General features: G+C 59.0%; 14 protein-coding genes and 1 pseudogene. 13 read left to right on the top strand and 2 right to left on the bottom strand.

The window, feature by feature from the left end:
- Positions 1-8: 8 nt before the first annotated feature.
- From ARC85_RS02370 to ARC85_RS02350, 5 genes are all read left to right on the top strand, one after another.
- The gene (locus ARC85_RS02370) at positions 9-470 is read left to right on the top strand and encodes a chemotaxis protein CheW (RefSeq protein WP_278350570.1); all 462 of its coding nucleotides are present in this window, start codon (positions 9-11) and stop codon (positions 468-470) included.
- Positions 471-538: 68 nt separating this feature from the next.
- Entirely contained in the window at positions 539-1,030 is a 492-nt protein-coding gene (locus ARC85_RS02365; protein WP_011787178.1) for a Fur family transcriptional regulator, read from the top strand.
- Positions 1,023-1,796, top strand: coding sequence for a zinc ABC transporter ATP-binding protein ZnuC (znuC, locus tag ARC85_RS02360; RefSeq protein WP_273031633.1), 774 nt, complete (start codon positions 1,023-1,025; stop codon positions 1,794-1,796). The genes ARC85_RS02365 and znuC overlap by 8 nt, the downstream gene beginning before the upstream one ends.
- Positions 1,783-2,595, top strand: coding sequence for a zinc ABC transporter permease subunit ZnuB (gene znuB, locus ARC85_RS02355; protein ID WP_041655189.1), 813 nt, complete (start codon positions 1,783-1,785; stop codon positions 2,593-2,595). Before znuC ends, znuB begins: the two co-directional genes overlap by 14 nt.
- Positions 2,596-2,706: 111 nt before the next feature.
- The gene (locus ARC85_RS02350; RefSeq protein WP_286714233.1) at positions 2,707-3,705 is read left to right on the top strand and encodes a PAS domain-containing protein; all 999 of its coding nucleotides are present in this window, start codon (positions 2,707-2,709) and stop codon (positions 3,703-3,705) included.
- A 25-nt stretch (positions 3,706-3,730) separates the two neighbouring features.
- Here ARC85_RS02350 and ARC85_RS02345 read toward each other — a convergent pair whose 3' ends face one another.
- A complete protein-coding gene (locus tag ARC85_RS02345) occupies positions 3,731-4,813 on the bottom strand; it encodes a patatin-like phospholipase family protein (protein ID WP_286714232.1) in 1,083 nt (360 codons plus the stop codon).
- A 227-nt stretch (positions 4,814-5,040) separates the two neighbouring features.
- On the opposite strand from ARC85_RS02345, the gene ARC85_RS02340 reads away from it, so the two are divergent.
- Positions 5,041-6,126 carry a GGDEF domain-containing protein gene (locus tag ARC85_RS02340; protein ID WP_222534093.1) on the top strand — a complete coding sequence of 362 codons (1,086 nt, stop codon included), beginning with the start codon at positions 5,041-5,043 and terminating at the stop codon, positions 6,124-6,126.
- Positions 6,127-6,131: 5 nt separating this feature from the next.
- Here the strand turns inward: ARC85_RS02340 and ARC85_RS02335 are convergent, their stop codons facing one another.
- Positions 6,132-7,046, bottom strand: a complete 915-nt coding sequence (locus tag ARC85_RS02335; RefSeq protein ID WP_286714231.1) for an alpha/beta fold hydrolase — start codon at positions 7,044-7,046, stop codon at positions 6,132-6,134.
- Positions 7,047-7,228: 182 nt separating this feature from the next.
- Between ARC85_RS02335 and folE the strand changes: the two genes are divergently transcribed.
- From folE to ARC85_RS02300, 7 genes and pseudogenes are all read left to right on the top strand, one after another.
- A complete protein-coding gene (gene folE, locus ARC85_RS02330; RefSeq protein ID WP_011787185.1) occupies positions 7,229-7,798 on the top strand; it encodes a GTP cyclohydrolase I FolE in 570 nt (189 codons plus the stop codon).
- Between the two features lie 26 nt (positions 7,799-7,824).
- Positions 7,825-8,199: pseudogene (gene folX, locus ARC85_RS02325) on the top strand (dihydroneopterin triphosphate 2'-epimerase).
- Between the two features lie 13 nt (positions 8,200-8,212).
- Positions 8,213-8,647, top strand: a complete 435-nt coding sequence (locus ARC85_RS02320) for a CoA-binding protein (RefSeq protein ID WP_153739627.1) — start codon at positions 8,213-8,215, stop codon at positions 8,645-8,647.
- A gap of 167 nt (positions 8,648-8,814) precedes the next feature.
- Positions 8,815-10,125 carry an HD-GYP domain-containing protein gene (locus tag ARC85_RS02315; protein WP_286714230.1) on the top strand — a complete coding sequence of 437 codons (1,311 nt, stop codon included), beginning with the start codon at positions 8,815-8,817 and terminating at the stop codon, positions 10,123-10,125.
- Between the two features lie 59 nt (positions 10,126-10,184).
- Positions 10,185-12,452: a putative bifunctional diguanylate cyclase/phosphodiesterase gene (locus ARC85_RS02310; protein ID WP_278350573.1), complete on the top strand. Its 2,268-nt coding sequence runs from the start codon at positions 10,185-10,187 to the stop codon at positions 12,450-12,452.
- A 53-nt stretch (positions 12,453-12,505) separates the two neighbouring features.
- Complete coding sequence (locus ARC85_RS02305; protein ID WP_199451909.1) at positions 12,506-12,826, top strand: hypothetical protein; 321 nt, start codon at positions 12,506-12,508, stop codon at positions 12,824-12,826.
- Positions 12,827-13,082: 256 nt separating this feature from the next.
- Entirely contained in the window at positions 13,083-13,517 is a 435-nt protein-coding gene (locus ARC85_RS02300) for a MerR family transcriptional regulator (protein ID WP_014423036.1), read from the top strand.

Here is a 13,517-nt window from a genome sequence, read left to right as displayed (position 1 = left end):
AACAAGCAATGAGTGAAAACAGCCAATCCCTGTCCTGCGTCATGATACCGGTCTTGGACCGCCAGCTCCTGCTGCCCAACGTCTCCATTGCTGAGGTGGTGGATTTCAACAGCAACGATGCCGGCGCCAATACACCGGACTGGCTGGCCGGGTTCCTGGACTGGCGCGGGCTCACACTGCCGGTCATTTCCTACGATGCCGCCAACGGCAACAAGCTCACCATCCCTGGTGAAAACCGTGGCCGCATCATTATCCTCAATACCATCGGCCCGAATCACCAGAGCGCCCCGTTCATGGCCCTGGTCACCCAGGGCATTCCCAGCCAGGCGCGCCTGATGGAAGACCAGATCCGACAACTGGACGGCGACCCCGGCCCTGCGGATCTGATGCAGGTGGAAGTAGACGGCGAGCCAGCCTGGATCCCGAATCTGGAATACCTGGAATCCCTGGCCGTCGACGCACATCACTGAGCCTCCGGTCGGCATGGCGTGGCCGCCTGCAAATGTTATAATGTTGCAAATTTTGCAGGATCCACACCATGCCGGAACGCGCACTTCCCTACCGTCCCCATAACCATCAGGCCTGTGTCGCCCAGGCATTATCCGATGCCCATGCCATCTGCCGCGATGAAAACGCCCGCCTGACTCCGATCCGTGAACGGGTGCTGGAGTTGATCTGGCAATCCCACAAGCCGCTGGGCGCCTACGATATTCTGGCCAAACTGTCCTCGGATGGACATAACGCCGCCCCCCCCACGGTCTACCGGGCCCTGGACTTTCTGCTTCAACATGGACTGGTTCACCGGATTGCCTCGCTCAACGCCTTCGTCGGCTGTGCCCATGCCGGTGAACATCATCGCGGTACTTTTCTGATCTGCCGGCAGTGCGGCACGGTCCTGGAACTGGCCATGCCGGAACTCAATCAGGCCATCGAATCCGCGGCGCGCGCGGAAGCCTTCCTTCCTGACGACGTTACCCTGGAAGTGGCTGGCCTCTGCCCCCGCTGTCAGGGGGAGCAAACGAATGACTGACCCTCTGGTCCGGCTAGAACAGGTTACGGTGGCATTTGACGACCGGCCGGTGGTTGATCGGGTCAACCTGACCGTGAGCCGGGGCGATATCGTCACCATCATCGGCCCGAACGGTGCCGGCAAAACCACGTTGATTAAAACCGTTCTGGGGATTCAGCGAGCGACCAGCGGTCAATTATCAGTGGCGCCCGGTCTGGTGATCGGTTACGTACCCCAGCACCTGACTCTGGAGCCCACTCTGCCACTGAGTGTCCGGCGCTTCATGCTGCTCAGCAGGCGTGCACTGGCAGACTGCACGGCCGCGCTGGAACGGACCGGGGTCGCGCACCTGCTGGATGCGTCCGTCCACCACCTGTCCGGCGGCGAAAAACAACGACTGCTGCTGGCCCGGGCACTGGCCCGGAAACCCGATCTGCTGGTGCTGGACGAACCCGCCCAGGGGGTCGATATCAATGGCCAGGCCACACTCTACGATCTGATTCGCCAGCTTCGGGATGAGCTGCACTGCGGTATCATCATGATCTCCCATGATCTGCATCTGGTGATGGCGGCCACAGACCGGGTTATCTGCCTTAATCAGCACGTATGTTGCAGCGGATATCCGGAGGATATTTCCCAGGACCCGGCTTTTGTGGAAACCTTCGGTCATCAGGTTGCCGAGTCACTGGCGGTCTATCACCACCATCACAACCATCGCCACAACCTCCATGGTGATGTGGTCTCTTCCGCGGACGCCCACGAAGGTTGCAGCCATGACCATCATTGATGCGGTACTGGGCGACTTCTTCTGGCGGGCGCTGCTCGGCGGCCTGGGCGTGGCTTTGGTGGCCGGTCCCCTTGGCTGCTTCGTAGTCTGGCGTCGCATGGCCTATTTTGGAGATACGCTGGCCCATTCGGCCCTGCTGGGCATCGCGCTTAGTTTTCTGATCAGCGTGCCTTTGAATCTGGGTGTAGTGATCACCTGTGTGCTCATTGCGCTGGCCCTGGTGCTGCTATCCCGGACCCGCACCCTGGCTACCGATACCCTGCTCGGCATCCTGGCGCACAGCGCGCTGGCCATTGGCCTGGTCACCCTGAGCTTCATGCCGGATGTCAGGGTGGACCTGACCGGCCTGCTGTTTGGCGATCTGCTGGCCATGACCCGACAGGATCTGGTCTGGATCTACGGTGGCGCCGCCTTTGTCCTGTCTTTGCTGGCGCTGCTCTGGCGCGGCCTGCTGATGAGCACCATTCATGAGGAACTGGCACGGGTAGAAGGGATTCCGGTGGAACGCCTGCGGCTGGCGTTGATGCTGATGTTTTCGCTGGTGATTGCGGTGGCCATGAAGATTGTCGGCGTCCTGCTGATTACCGCCCTGCTGATTATTCCGGCCGCAACCGCACGCCGACTGGCCCACAATCCCGAACACATGACCGCCCTGGCAGTGGTCTTCGGGGTGGTGGCGGTGTCCGGCGGACTGACCCTGTCCTGGTACCTGGACACGCCGGCCGGACCATCGGTGGTGGTCACTGCATTTCTGGTGTTCCTGATGGTGTATGCAGGTGCCCGCCAGAGCCGGCACTGACCGTCCGCGCCACCAGTCAGCACAGGGCGGCGCCCGAATTGCCGGGCCGGTATTGCTGGTCTAAAGTTAGGCGGTATCCGAGCAGCAAAGGCCTCGCGGGAGCACACCAGCATGGACAGCGACCTTCGTAACACACCCGGCACCCGATTCCGGCTCTGGCCGGGTCTCTGGATTCCCGGGGTTATCCTGGGTATCGGCATACTGGTGTCAGTGGCACTGGCCAACACCCTGGCGCGAACTATCGCTGACCTTGGCCTTGAGGCCTACCATGCCAGGCATCAGGCTCTGGTTGCGACGATCGCAGCCCGTCTACAACACACGCCGGGGCAGCAATTGCCTGCATCGCTGACCTCAGCTTTGGCGACAGATCTGCCCGAGGGCCTGCAGCTTCGAATCGATACGCTCGCCAGACACACCAAACAGGCTGTGCTGGAGCTCGGCAACGTAGACGAGCCCCGGGATTCCGAGGCCCTGCGGACCGAGCTGACACTGCCCGGCAGGCACTGGATGGTCACCACGACGCCCAGCGCAGGGTGGATAGACCGGGCCTCGAACCAGGCGCGCTGGCAGCTTCTTACTGCAGGTGCCGGTATCTCGGTACTCGCAGCCTTACTGATGCTGGTCGCCTGCCGTCGACTGGCCATCCGCAATGCCAGAATCCGGCAGCAACAGGCACAACTCGATCGCGATCAACAACAGATTACCAATCTGCAGGTGGAGAAGTCTGTGCTCCGGCATGCGCTGAACGACAGCGAAGCAAGAAGCCGGGATCTGGTCCGGCTGGGCGGAGCGGTAATCGCCGAACTGGATCACCAGGGGCGCATCGGATTTGTGTCCGCCCAGATTGCCGACGTGCTCGGTCGCGCGCCCTCCGACCTGACCGATCAGCCGTTTGAACAACTGGTATCCGAACAAGACCGCAGCCGGTTCCGGGAAAGCCTGGACAGCGCCCGCAGCGAGGAAGACCTGACCCGAACCGATCTGGCACTGATCGGAGCCGACGACTCCCTGCCAGTGCAAGTATGCCTGCGCCTGAAAACCATCAAGGATCCGGTCCACGGCATTACCGGCTTTCGACTCAGTGCTACCCCCGGACTAGGATCAGAATAGACGGCCTGTGCGATCTACCAGAGACTCACAAGGGCTGAATCCGGTCCAGCAGACGCCCGCTCTCAACCAGTTCCAGAAACTCGTCACCCAAACGGTCACTCTCTGCAATCGCTCGACGCCAGGCTCGTTCGCGACCGGCATCATCGCCGGCGTATTTCTCGAAATCCTTGCGGTCCGGCAATTTGCGATCCGGCAGGGTTGCCAGGTAATCCGGTGACGGCGATACCAGCACGACATCCTGCAGCCGGCTGGCACCCCCCCGGCGCCAAGGCAGGGTTTTATCGAACCAGCCAGGAACCACACGATCCGTAAAGTGCGGATAGAGGATAACGCCAGGCTGCTGGTAAGGCAGGTCGAGGTGATAATCGAGCAGCCCGCCATCCCGGTATACACCCTCTGGCGCGCCCGGAATATTGCGGACTCCAGACATCACCAGAGGAATGGAAGCGGACGCCAGCAGGGCTGGCAACAGGTTGTCCCGGCTCAGGGGCACTTCATGACTGGGAAAATCCACCAGGCTGGAGACCGGCGCGCGGCCCCGGGCATCGTGCACAATGCCACGCTCCATAAAACGGCCCAGATGCCGGCGGCCGACCATGTTGGCGCTGATGGCCCGCATCAACCCGAGGCTCAGCCTGCCACGGGTATCGTGTTGCAACAGACCAAGACTGCGCACCACGACAATGCTCAACCGGTACCAGGGATGGCTGAGCAGAAAGTCTTCCCGGCCCCCCAGCAGCTCCTCCAGAAACAGTATGCTTTTGCGGGAGATTTCCGCAGCGCTGACGCCTTTGGCAAATCGCTGGCTGGTGTAAAGCTCCGCCAGGCGAGCCAACTGAGCCTTGGGATCATCCGATGACGCAATGGCGGCAAACCGCCAGCTGCCGATGGACGACCCGATCAGTGCCCGCTCCTGAGCCACCTGGGGTAACCAGTCACCAAATATGGCCTTGTCCAGCCCGCTGATTCCCAGCGCCTTCGGGCCACCGGCTGCCCCCGGAATCACGTGGACGTCTTCCGGCCCCAGCGGTTTCTGTTGCAAGCGCTGCAAAGCCCGGCGACCTGCTCGGATGGTCAGTGCGGGCTTCCGACTGTGAATCGCAGTCATTCCTTTCTCCCCTGAAATGTCCGGCGAGTGTATCCGACCGACCGGAGGTGGCCAACTGAACAGAATTCATGACAGCCATGTATATTCTGAATAACAGATGTCTCCAGAATAGTTTTTGCGAATACCGTCAATCCGTGGTTTTTGCTTTCGCTCGCGGGACTCCGTGCTAGACTTGAGCCATCGATTACAAACGGAAACATGCCGGTTATGAACAGCGGGAGTAGGCTGTGAATCTATTTGCCTCGCCAAATACCCTGGCAACCAACCCGACCCTGGCTGTTCTCGGGTTCAAGCGGCAGTTGGTCTATCACCTGCACATCTGGGCTTTCATTGCCGTCGCGCCATTGGTCATGGTGCAGTGGCAAAATGGCAACATTTTACTGTCATCCCTGCTTATCCTGTTCTGCCTGAACGCGGCCCTGGTGATCGCATTCCTGCGTTTTCGCAGCACCTATTTCTTCAAAGGCCGCCTGTTCCCCATACTGGCCGTGGTGTGCGCCGCCTATTCCACCCTCATCAATGGCCACGCCGGGCTCTACTGGGCTTATCCTGCGGCCATTGCCCTGTTTTTTCTGCTTCCCCTGCGTGAAGCCATTTTCTGCAATGTCGTTTTTGTCTCGGTCATGGCGGTGGTGTCTTTCCTCAAGTTTCCAGAGGCAGACTTCTGGCGTATCACTTTTTCCCTCGGTCTCAGTTGCCTGTTTGCCATGATCTTTGCCTGGCTGGTGGGGCGCCTGCAGGCCGAGCTTACCCGCCTGGCGACAACCGATCCACTGACCGGCTGCCTGAATCGCTCGCAGCTGGCCGACATCCTGAACAGCCAGATTCAGATGCGGGAACGCTATGAACGGGTGTCCAGCCTGGTACTGATTGATCTGGATTATTTCAAGACCATCAATGACCGCTGGGGCCACCTGGCCGGAGACAAGGTGCTCAAGGAAATGGCGCTGCGGGTACGCAAGCGGTTGCGGGAGAGCGATCAGCTGTTCCGTATCGGCGGCGAAGAATTCATGGTCGTGCTCCCGGAAACCCGGCAGAAAGACGCCGACACCCTGGCGCACCAGTTGCTGACCAGCATCAGCGCCCGGCCGTTTCTGGATGACATCCGGGTTACCGCGAGTGCCAGCGTGGCGGAAGTCACCCAGGGCGAGACCTGGTCAGTATGGCTCAACCGGGCAGACCAGGCTCTGTACGAAGCGAAATCCCGTGGCCGGAATCAGGTGGTGAACGCTCCCAGGCTCGCGAGCCAGGAGGACATCCTGGATCCGGCACCACTGGCAGACCCGGCCACCGGCGGCACCACACCGGCCTGAACTGGCTAGCGCGCCTTGCGAAACTCCCTGTAGGCGCTGTAGACATCCCAGGGTTGCTCAAAGTGGGGGTAATGCCCGACATTGCGCAACATCACCACATTGGCCTGAGGGATCAGCTCCCGATAACGCCGGGCCATGGCGGCGCCGGACACCGGGTCGGCACCACCGGAAATCAGTCGCATGGGCTGCTCCGCCTTTTGCAACGCTCCAACCCAGCGGTTGCGGTGACAACGACGCTCCTCCATGAACTGGATCAGGCGGTGCAACACGCCCCGGCCGTTGTTGTAGTTCAGCAAATGCCAGAAGTCGTCCATGTCCTGCCTGCCCGGCGGATTACGCGGCCCGAACAGACGTCGGAAGTTGCGTTCGAAGAGCGATCGGCTGAGCCCCCGGCCAATGAGGCTACCCAGGGGGCTGCGCAGAATCTTCTGGATAAACAGGGGATGGTGAACTTCCGGAAACAGACCACCGTTTAGCAGGCAGACACTGCTGATGGCAAACGACAGCTCGCCCTCCTGCTCCCGGGCCAGCAGTTCCTGGACGACGGTGGTGCCGTAGTCATGTCCGAACAGGTGCACCCGCTCCAGACCCAGGCCCTCTATCCAGCCCTGAATCAAATCCGCCTGATCTTCGATGCTGTAGGAATAATGCAGCGGTTTGTCGGAAAAGCCGAAACCGAGCATGTCCAGAGTCAGCAGGTTATGCTCGCGCACCAGCATGGGCCAGATCCGACTCCAGTCCCAGCTCGCGGTCGGGAAGCCATGCAGCAGAACGAGCGGCTCACCCTGCCCTCCCATGCGGCTGAAGATGGCATGCCCCTCGTAACTGAACCATTTGCCAGCCTGTTGCCAGCCTTCCAGCGTAAATGTTTCCTGGCGACCAGATGCCGCCACTTCTGAACCCGGTATCACCTGTTCCATGTGCAATCCATGACCGTACCCGAAACTCCCCACACTTTAGTGCAAAGCTGCGGCCGGGGCCATATCGCCTTTGGCGGCCTGTGCGGTGGTCCTTTTCTACGCCACAGACGTAAACCATGGAGATACCCGGCGAATTGCCTTAAGCTTTGGCCTTTTTCAGACACCCCAAACCGGAATCGATTATGTCTCTACCCCTTGATGATCTGGCCGATCACTACCGCACTATTATCCAGGGCCTGGGCGAAGACCCGGATCGAGAAGGCCTCCAGAACACGCCCATGCGTGCAGCCAAGGCCATGCAGTTCCTCACACGCGGCTACCAGCAGGACCTCGAAGAGCTGGTTAATAACGCCGTGTTTGAATCCGCCATGGACGAAATGGTGGTGATTCAGGACATCGAACTGTACAGCATGTGTGAGCATCATATGCTGCCCTTCATCGGCAAGTGCCACATCGCCTATTTGCCCCAGGGCAAGGTGCTGGGCTTGTCCAAGTTTGCCCGCATCGTCGACATGTATGCCCGCCGGTTACAGATTCAGGAAAACCTGACCCGGCAGATTGCCGAAGCCATCGAGAGCGTTACCCAGGCCAAGGGCGTCGCGGTGGTCATTGAAGCCCAGCACATGTGCATGATGATGCGCGGCGTAGAGAAACAGAACTCGCGTATGAAAACCTCCATGATGCTCGGGCAGTTCCGCAAATCCCAGGCAACCCGGACCGAGTTCCTGAACCTGATTTCCAGTAACCGCTGATATCCGACTGACTCCAGGGAATTGTTATGGCAAACGCCCAGAAACCACTGGCCCGTGTCCAGATCAAGAATCTTCTGCTGCGTGCCTATATCGGCATCAAGTAAGAAGAGATCAACAACCAGCAGGATGTGGTGATTAACGTTTGCCTGACCTACGATGCCTCGGAGGCTATCGAGCGCAATGAAATCTCTGCTGCGCTCAACTACCGGACCATTACCAAGCAGATTATCGCCCATGTGGACGGCCAGCGGTTCGCCTTGCTGGAGCGCCTGACCCACGAAGTTTTGACCATCGTCATGGAACATGGCGCCGTGCGTTGGGCCGAGGTAGAAATCGACAAGCCCCATGCGCTACGTTATGCAGAATCGGTTTCCGTGACTCTGGAAGCCAGTCGCGACTAGGAGAATCTGCATTATGCCCAGCAACAGCCCCGAACAGATCCGGGAGATTCTGGAATCGGTTAATACCATCGCCCTGGTGGGTGCCAGCGAGAAGACCAACCGGCCTTCCCATGAAGTGATGGAATACCTGCAGCACCAGGGCTATCGGGTGATTCCGGTTAACCCGCGCCTAGCCGGTCAGCAGGTTCTGGGCGAAACCGTCTACGCAGATCTCGCCACACTTCCAGAGCCAGTGGATATGGTGGAACTTTTCCTGGCTCCTGAGCGTACCGATGCCGTGATCGATCAGGCCATTGAGCAGAAGGTTCCGGTGCTCTGGCTGCAGATTGGTGTGATCAATGAAACCGGCGCTCAGCGTGCCGAAGCCGCCGGCCTGGCGGTGGTGATGGATCGCTGCCCCAAGCAGGAAATACCGCGGCACGGCCTGCGCACCCCGGCCAAACGCTGACCTGTCTTACTGTCCCTGGTGCATGACTGATCTCGGTAGCCGGCATGAAAACCGGCTGCCGAAGCTGAGCTGGATCAAGAGCCAGATCACAGTTTCAGATCGTAACTGTTACCAATTGCGACAGTCTGACATACTCTCTGAACAATAATTCGAAGACTGGCAGGACCATGTGGTTCCGAAGTAAACCAGGCAAGTCCAGAGCCGCCGCTAAAGGCCGCGATGTTCAGAGCACTCCCAAAGCGTCTACAGACGTTGTACTGGAACGGGTGCGTCTGCCCGTGGACCTGCTTCAGCCCGGCATGAAAGTGGTCAAGCTTGACCGGCCCTGGACCGAGGTCCCGGTTCTGTTCCAGGGATTCACTCTGCAATCCGACGTCGAAGCCCGAATACTGCGCCAGTATTGCGCCTGGGTCGTGGTCGAGGACGAGGCCGAGAGACTGGCTCCGGTTCTGGATCAGATCCCCCACCTGAAGCAACGCACCACCGAACCCCTGCAGGAAACCCGCACGCTCGAACAGGAACTGCCCCGGGCTGCTGACACCTGGAGCCGAACCCAGCAATTCGTGGAGAAGGTGATCCGGGACATCGAGCAGAACAACGATCTGGAGCTGGCCTCTGCCCGACCACTGATCCGGTCCTGCGTGGACAGTGTCAAAGCCAACGCCAGTGCCATGTTCTGGATGGCACGGATCAAGCACCGGGACGCCTACACCGCCGAACACTGTTTACGCGTCGCCATTCTTACCGTGGCCTTTGCCCGTTTCCTGGGCCTGCCCGAGGATGACCTGGAAGTGGCCGGCATGTGCGGGCTCTTACACGATATCGGCAAGTTAAGGGTACCGGACGAGATCCTCAACAAACCCGGGCCATTATCCCCCCGGGAATATGAGGTGATGCGGAAACACACCACCCTGGGCCATGAACTCCTGAAACAGGATCCAAGCCTGGACCCGATCATCAGCGATGTGACCCTGCATCACCATGAACGTATCGACGGCCGGGGTTATCCTCAGCAATTGCCCGAATGGCAGATCAGTCGGTTTGCCCGCCTGATTGCCATTGTCGACGCCTACGATGCCATGACCAGCGACCGCTGTTACCGTGACGGCATGTCACCAGCCGATGCCGTTCGCATCCTGTATAAAAATCGTGCTCAGCAGTTTGATGCCGACATGGTGGAGGCCTTTATCCGGATGATCGGGATTTATCCACCGGGCAGCCTGGTGGAACTGAATACCGGTGAAGTGGCCCTGGTGGTCAGCACCCACCCGGGACGCAAGTTAAAGCCGAAAGTGGAGATTTTGCTGGATAACAATAAACATCCAATCACGCCCCGGGTAATGGACCTGGGCAGCCAGACCACCACGGACGGCCCCGCCAGAGAAATCAAGGCGCCGCTGCCGGATGGCGCTTTCGGTATCTCTCTGGAAGGCCGAGTTAAACAGCTAATGGCCAAAACCATTGCAAATCACTCATAATCTGGCCGTGCCTGCCGTTAAATCAGGTGCACCCGAAGCCAACCACACCGGAGCATAATGTGGCGAAACCCGAGACATCCATCAGACTGGTCGTTCGTGCGCTGATGAGCCCGGTTTTCCCGGTTCTGATCTTCCTGGTGTTTCTGGGTATTGCCTCCGGGCTCCGGGTTGGCCTGATCCAGCAGAATACCCACCAGATCCAGACCAATCTCAGCAATGAAGCCAGAGCGCTCGCCAACAACCTTGAGCGCGAATTCATGGTGCACCTCGATGCCATCGGGCGTATGGCCATGCGCATGCAGGCCAATCCATCCCAGACCGAGGCGCTCTGGCGTGAGGATGCGCGCAATTATCTGAGAGACTTCGGGGTTTACCAGGCCATTGAATGGATTGACCGCAACTACATCATCCGCTGGCTGGAACCCCTGAGCGGCAACAACGATGTCATCGGTTTCAATGTCGCCTTCAATGAACAGCGGCGAGCGGCGCTATCGCGGGCTGCAGCCTCCGGACAGTACGATATTTCCGGCATCATTGACCTTCGACAGGGCGGAGAGGGTCTGGTGATCTATCATCCTGTCGGGCGGGGTGATGCCAATAACGGTTTCATGGCTGGCGTTTTCAGAATGAATACGCTGGCAGAGCAAATGTTGACCCGGCGGGTCCTTGAACAGTTCCAGGTCACCATCACCCAGAGTGACCAGACCAGTTATCTGCTGAACACCTCGTCGGACCTTGATAACTCGCTGAACCACACCGTACCGATCAACCTGCCTTCCCTGGACTGGTCACTGACACTCACGCCTTCGAGACAATGGGTCGAAGGCCAGCGCAGCAGCTGGCCTACCATGACCTTTACCAGCCTGCTTCTGATGGGCCTGCTCACCAGCCTTACTACCCTGCTCGTGCAACTCATCCTGAAGCGCAACCAGGCTCTGCTCAAAACCCGGAAAGAACTGGAACAGGAAATCGATCAGCGAGTAGCCATGCAGGTGGACCTGGAACGGCTGGAGTCGACCGACACCCTCACGGGTCTGGCCAATCGCCGCTTCTTCATGGAAGACCTCGCGCATACCATCAACATTGCCGATCGACAGCTGCGCCAGATCGCCCTGGTGATGCTGGATCTTGACCGCTTTCAGATGCTTAACGATTCCCTCGGGCATCAGTTCGGGGATGAGCTTCTGATCAAGGTGTCTGAACGCCTGAACGGGTTGAGCAATGAGCGGGTACTGGTCGCCTACTCCGGTGGTGACGAGTTTATGGTGTGTCAGCAGCAGGTCGATGACATTGACGATGTGATTCACCTGCTGGGCCAGATCAAGCAGTGTTTCGCCGCGCCGTTCGAGGTGCAGGGCGAGGCTCACAGTATTACCGCGACCATGGGTGTGGCGGTTTACCCCCAGAGTGGTCTGGACGCGGATGCGCTGTTACGCAATGCCGATATTGCCCTGTACCGGGCCAAGGAGCAGGGCCGTAATACCTACCAGTTCTATACCGAGGGCATGCAGGACCGCGAAGTGCTGCGTCTTGAGCTGGACCGTGACCTGAGCCAGGCGCTGGCCAATGATGAATTCGTGCTTTACTTCCAGCCCCAGCTCAATCTCGACACCGGCCAGATCAACAGTGTCGAGGCGCTGATTCGCTGGCAACACCCGGTTCGCGGGCTCCTGCCTCCGGTGGAGTTTATTCCGCTGGCTGAGGAAAGCGGCCGGATTACCGAGATCGGCCGCTGGGTGGTACTGGCCGCCTGCCGTCAACTGGCACGCTGGAAAGGTACGCCCTGTGAGCACCTGAGAGTCGCGGTGAATCTGTCTGGCCGCGAACTGGATGACGATTCCCTGATTGACCATATCCGTTCAACCCTGGCATCGGAGGCGGTGGATCCGTCGAGGCTGGAGGTGGAACTGACTGAGGAAATCTTTATCCAGAACATCGAGCACAACCTCAATCAGTTATCCCAGCTGCACCAGTTGGGTGTGCATCTGGCGATTGATGACTTCGGGGTTGGTTACTCGTCGCTGGGCTATCTGAGAGATTTCCCGGTCGACCTGCTGAAGATTGACCGGTCGTTCATTACCGACGTCACTGAGCGCCACGATGATGCGGTGATTACCCGGGCGGTGATCAATCTGGCCCACAACCTGGGCATTCAGGTAGTGGCTGAAGGCGTCGAGACGGAGGAGCAACTGAACTTCCTGAAAGCGCACCGATGCAATCTGGCCCAGGGCTATCTGATCAGCCGGCCGATTCCGGCGGCCGATCTTGAGCGGGCGCTTGCGGAAGGCATTCTGATTCCGGGCCTGCCCGTCGGTTCCGGTTTGTAATTACCGGGCCAGAACTCCACACTTCACTTTCAACGGTTTGTCACGAGAGCATTATGTCGGCCAGATATCTGACTTCGGAGCAGGATGCACAGCTTCGCCGCTGGGAGCGGTGGAACCGAAATTATTTTGTGTTTGCGTTTGTGGCGTTGATTGTAGTGCTGGTGTTCAGCAGTCAGTTGGGGCTGTCGTCCGGCGATGACTGGGGGTCGCTGGGGGTGTTGCTGGCGTTGCTGGTGGCGCCGATTGTGGTTCTGCAGTTGCGGCTGAGGTGCCCTGCCTGTGGCGTGAAAATTGGCTGGCAGGCGAAGCTTATGGCGCCGGATCAGTGCAAGTCCTGTGGTGTGTTTCTGCGTTCGAAAAGCTCTTCTTCCTGATATTCTCTCCGAAAACCTTTGACCTATGAGTTGGTCACAGGTTTTAGTCTACCTTTGGGCTTGAAGGCAGCTACGTTGGTGCAGGCCGCGCCGTGGCTGGATAAGCTTCCGAAAACCGCTGTGAATACGTCCCTGTACGCTTGCTCTCCGCCGTCCATGGCTCCGAGCATTTTCGGAAGCTTATCCAGCCACAGCACTCCGCTGACTTGATTCGTGGTTTCCGGGCAGCACTTTTTATCAATCCACGAGGATTGCCATGAAAGTCAAAGAAATCGCCACCGCCGCCGGGGTTAACCCGGATACCGTCCGGTTTTACACCCGGGAGGGATTGTTGCGCCCTACCCGGAATCCGGACAACAACTATCAGCAATACGATGCCGAGGATCTGCGCCGGTTGCGGTTTGCCCGCAAGGCACGGCAGCTGGGGTTTTCTCTGCCGGAGATACGGCAGATTCTGGAGCAGGCGGACGATCATCATTCGCCCTGCCCGATGGTTCGGGATGTGTTCCAGCAGCGGCTGGCGGAGGTTGAGCGGGAGATTTCGGAGTTGCAGAAGTTGCGGGCGCGGATGGTGTCGGCATTGTCCACCTGGCAGGACATGCCCGATGGTACGCCGGATGGACATACGATTTGTCGGTTAATCGAACATTGGGATGATCCTTCGTCATCATCCTGCTGTGAGGAGTCTTGA

Origin of the sequence: Marinobacter sp. tcs-11, from assembly GCF_002049515.1 — a bacterium.
In the GTDB taxonomy this organism is placed as follows: Bacteria; Pseudomonadota; Gammaproteobacteria; order Pseudomonadales; family Oleiphilaceae; genus Marinobacter; species Marinobacter nauticus.
The sequence above is the reverse complement of the archived record's forward strand: the minus strand, read 5'-3'. Positions and strand labels throughout refer to the sequence as shown.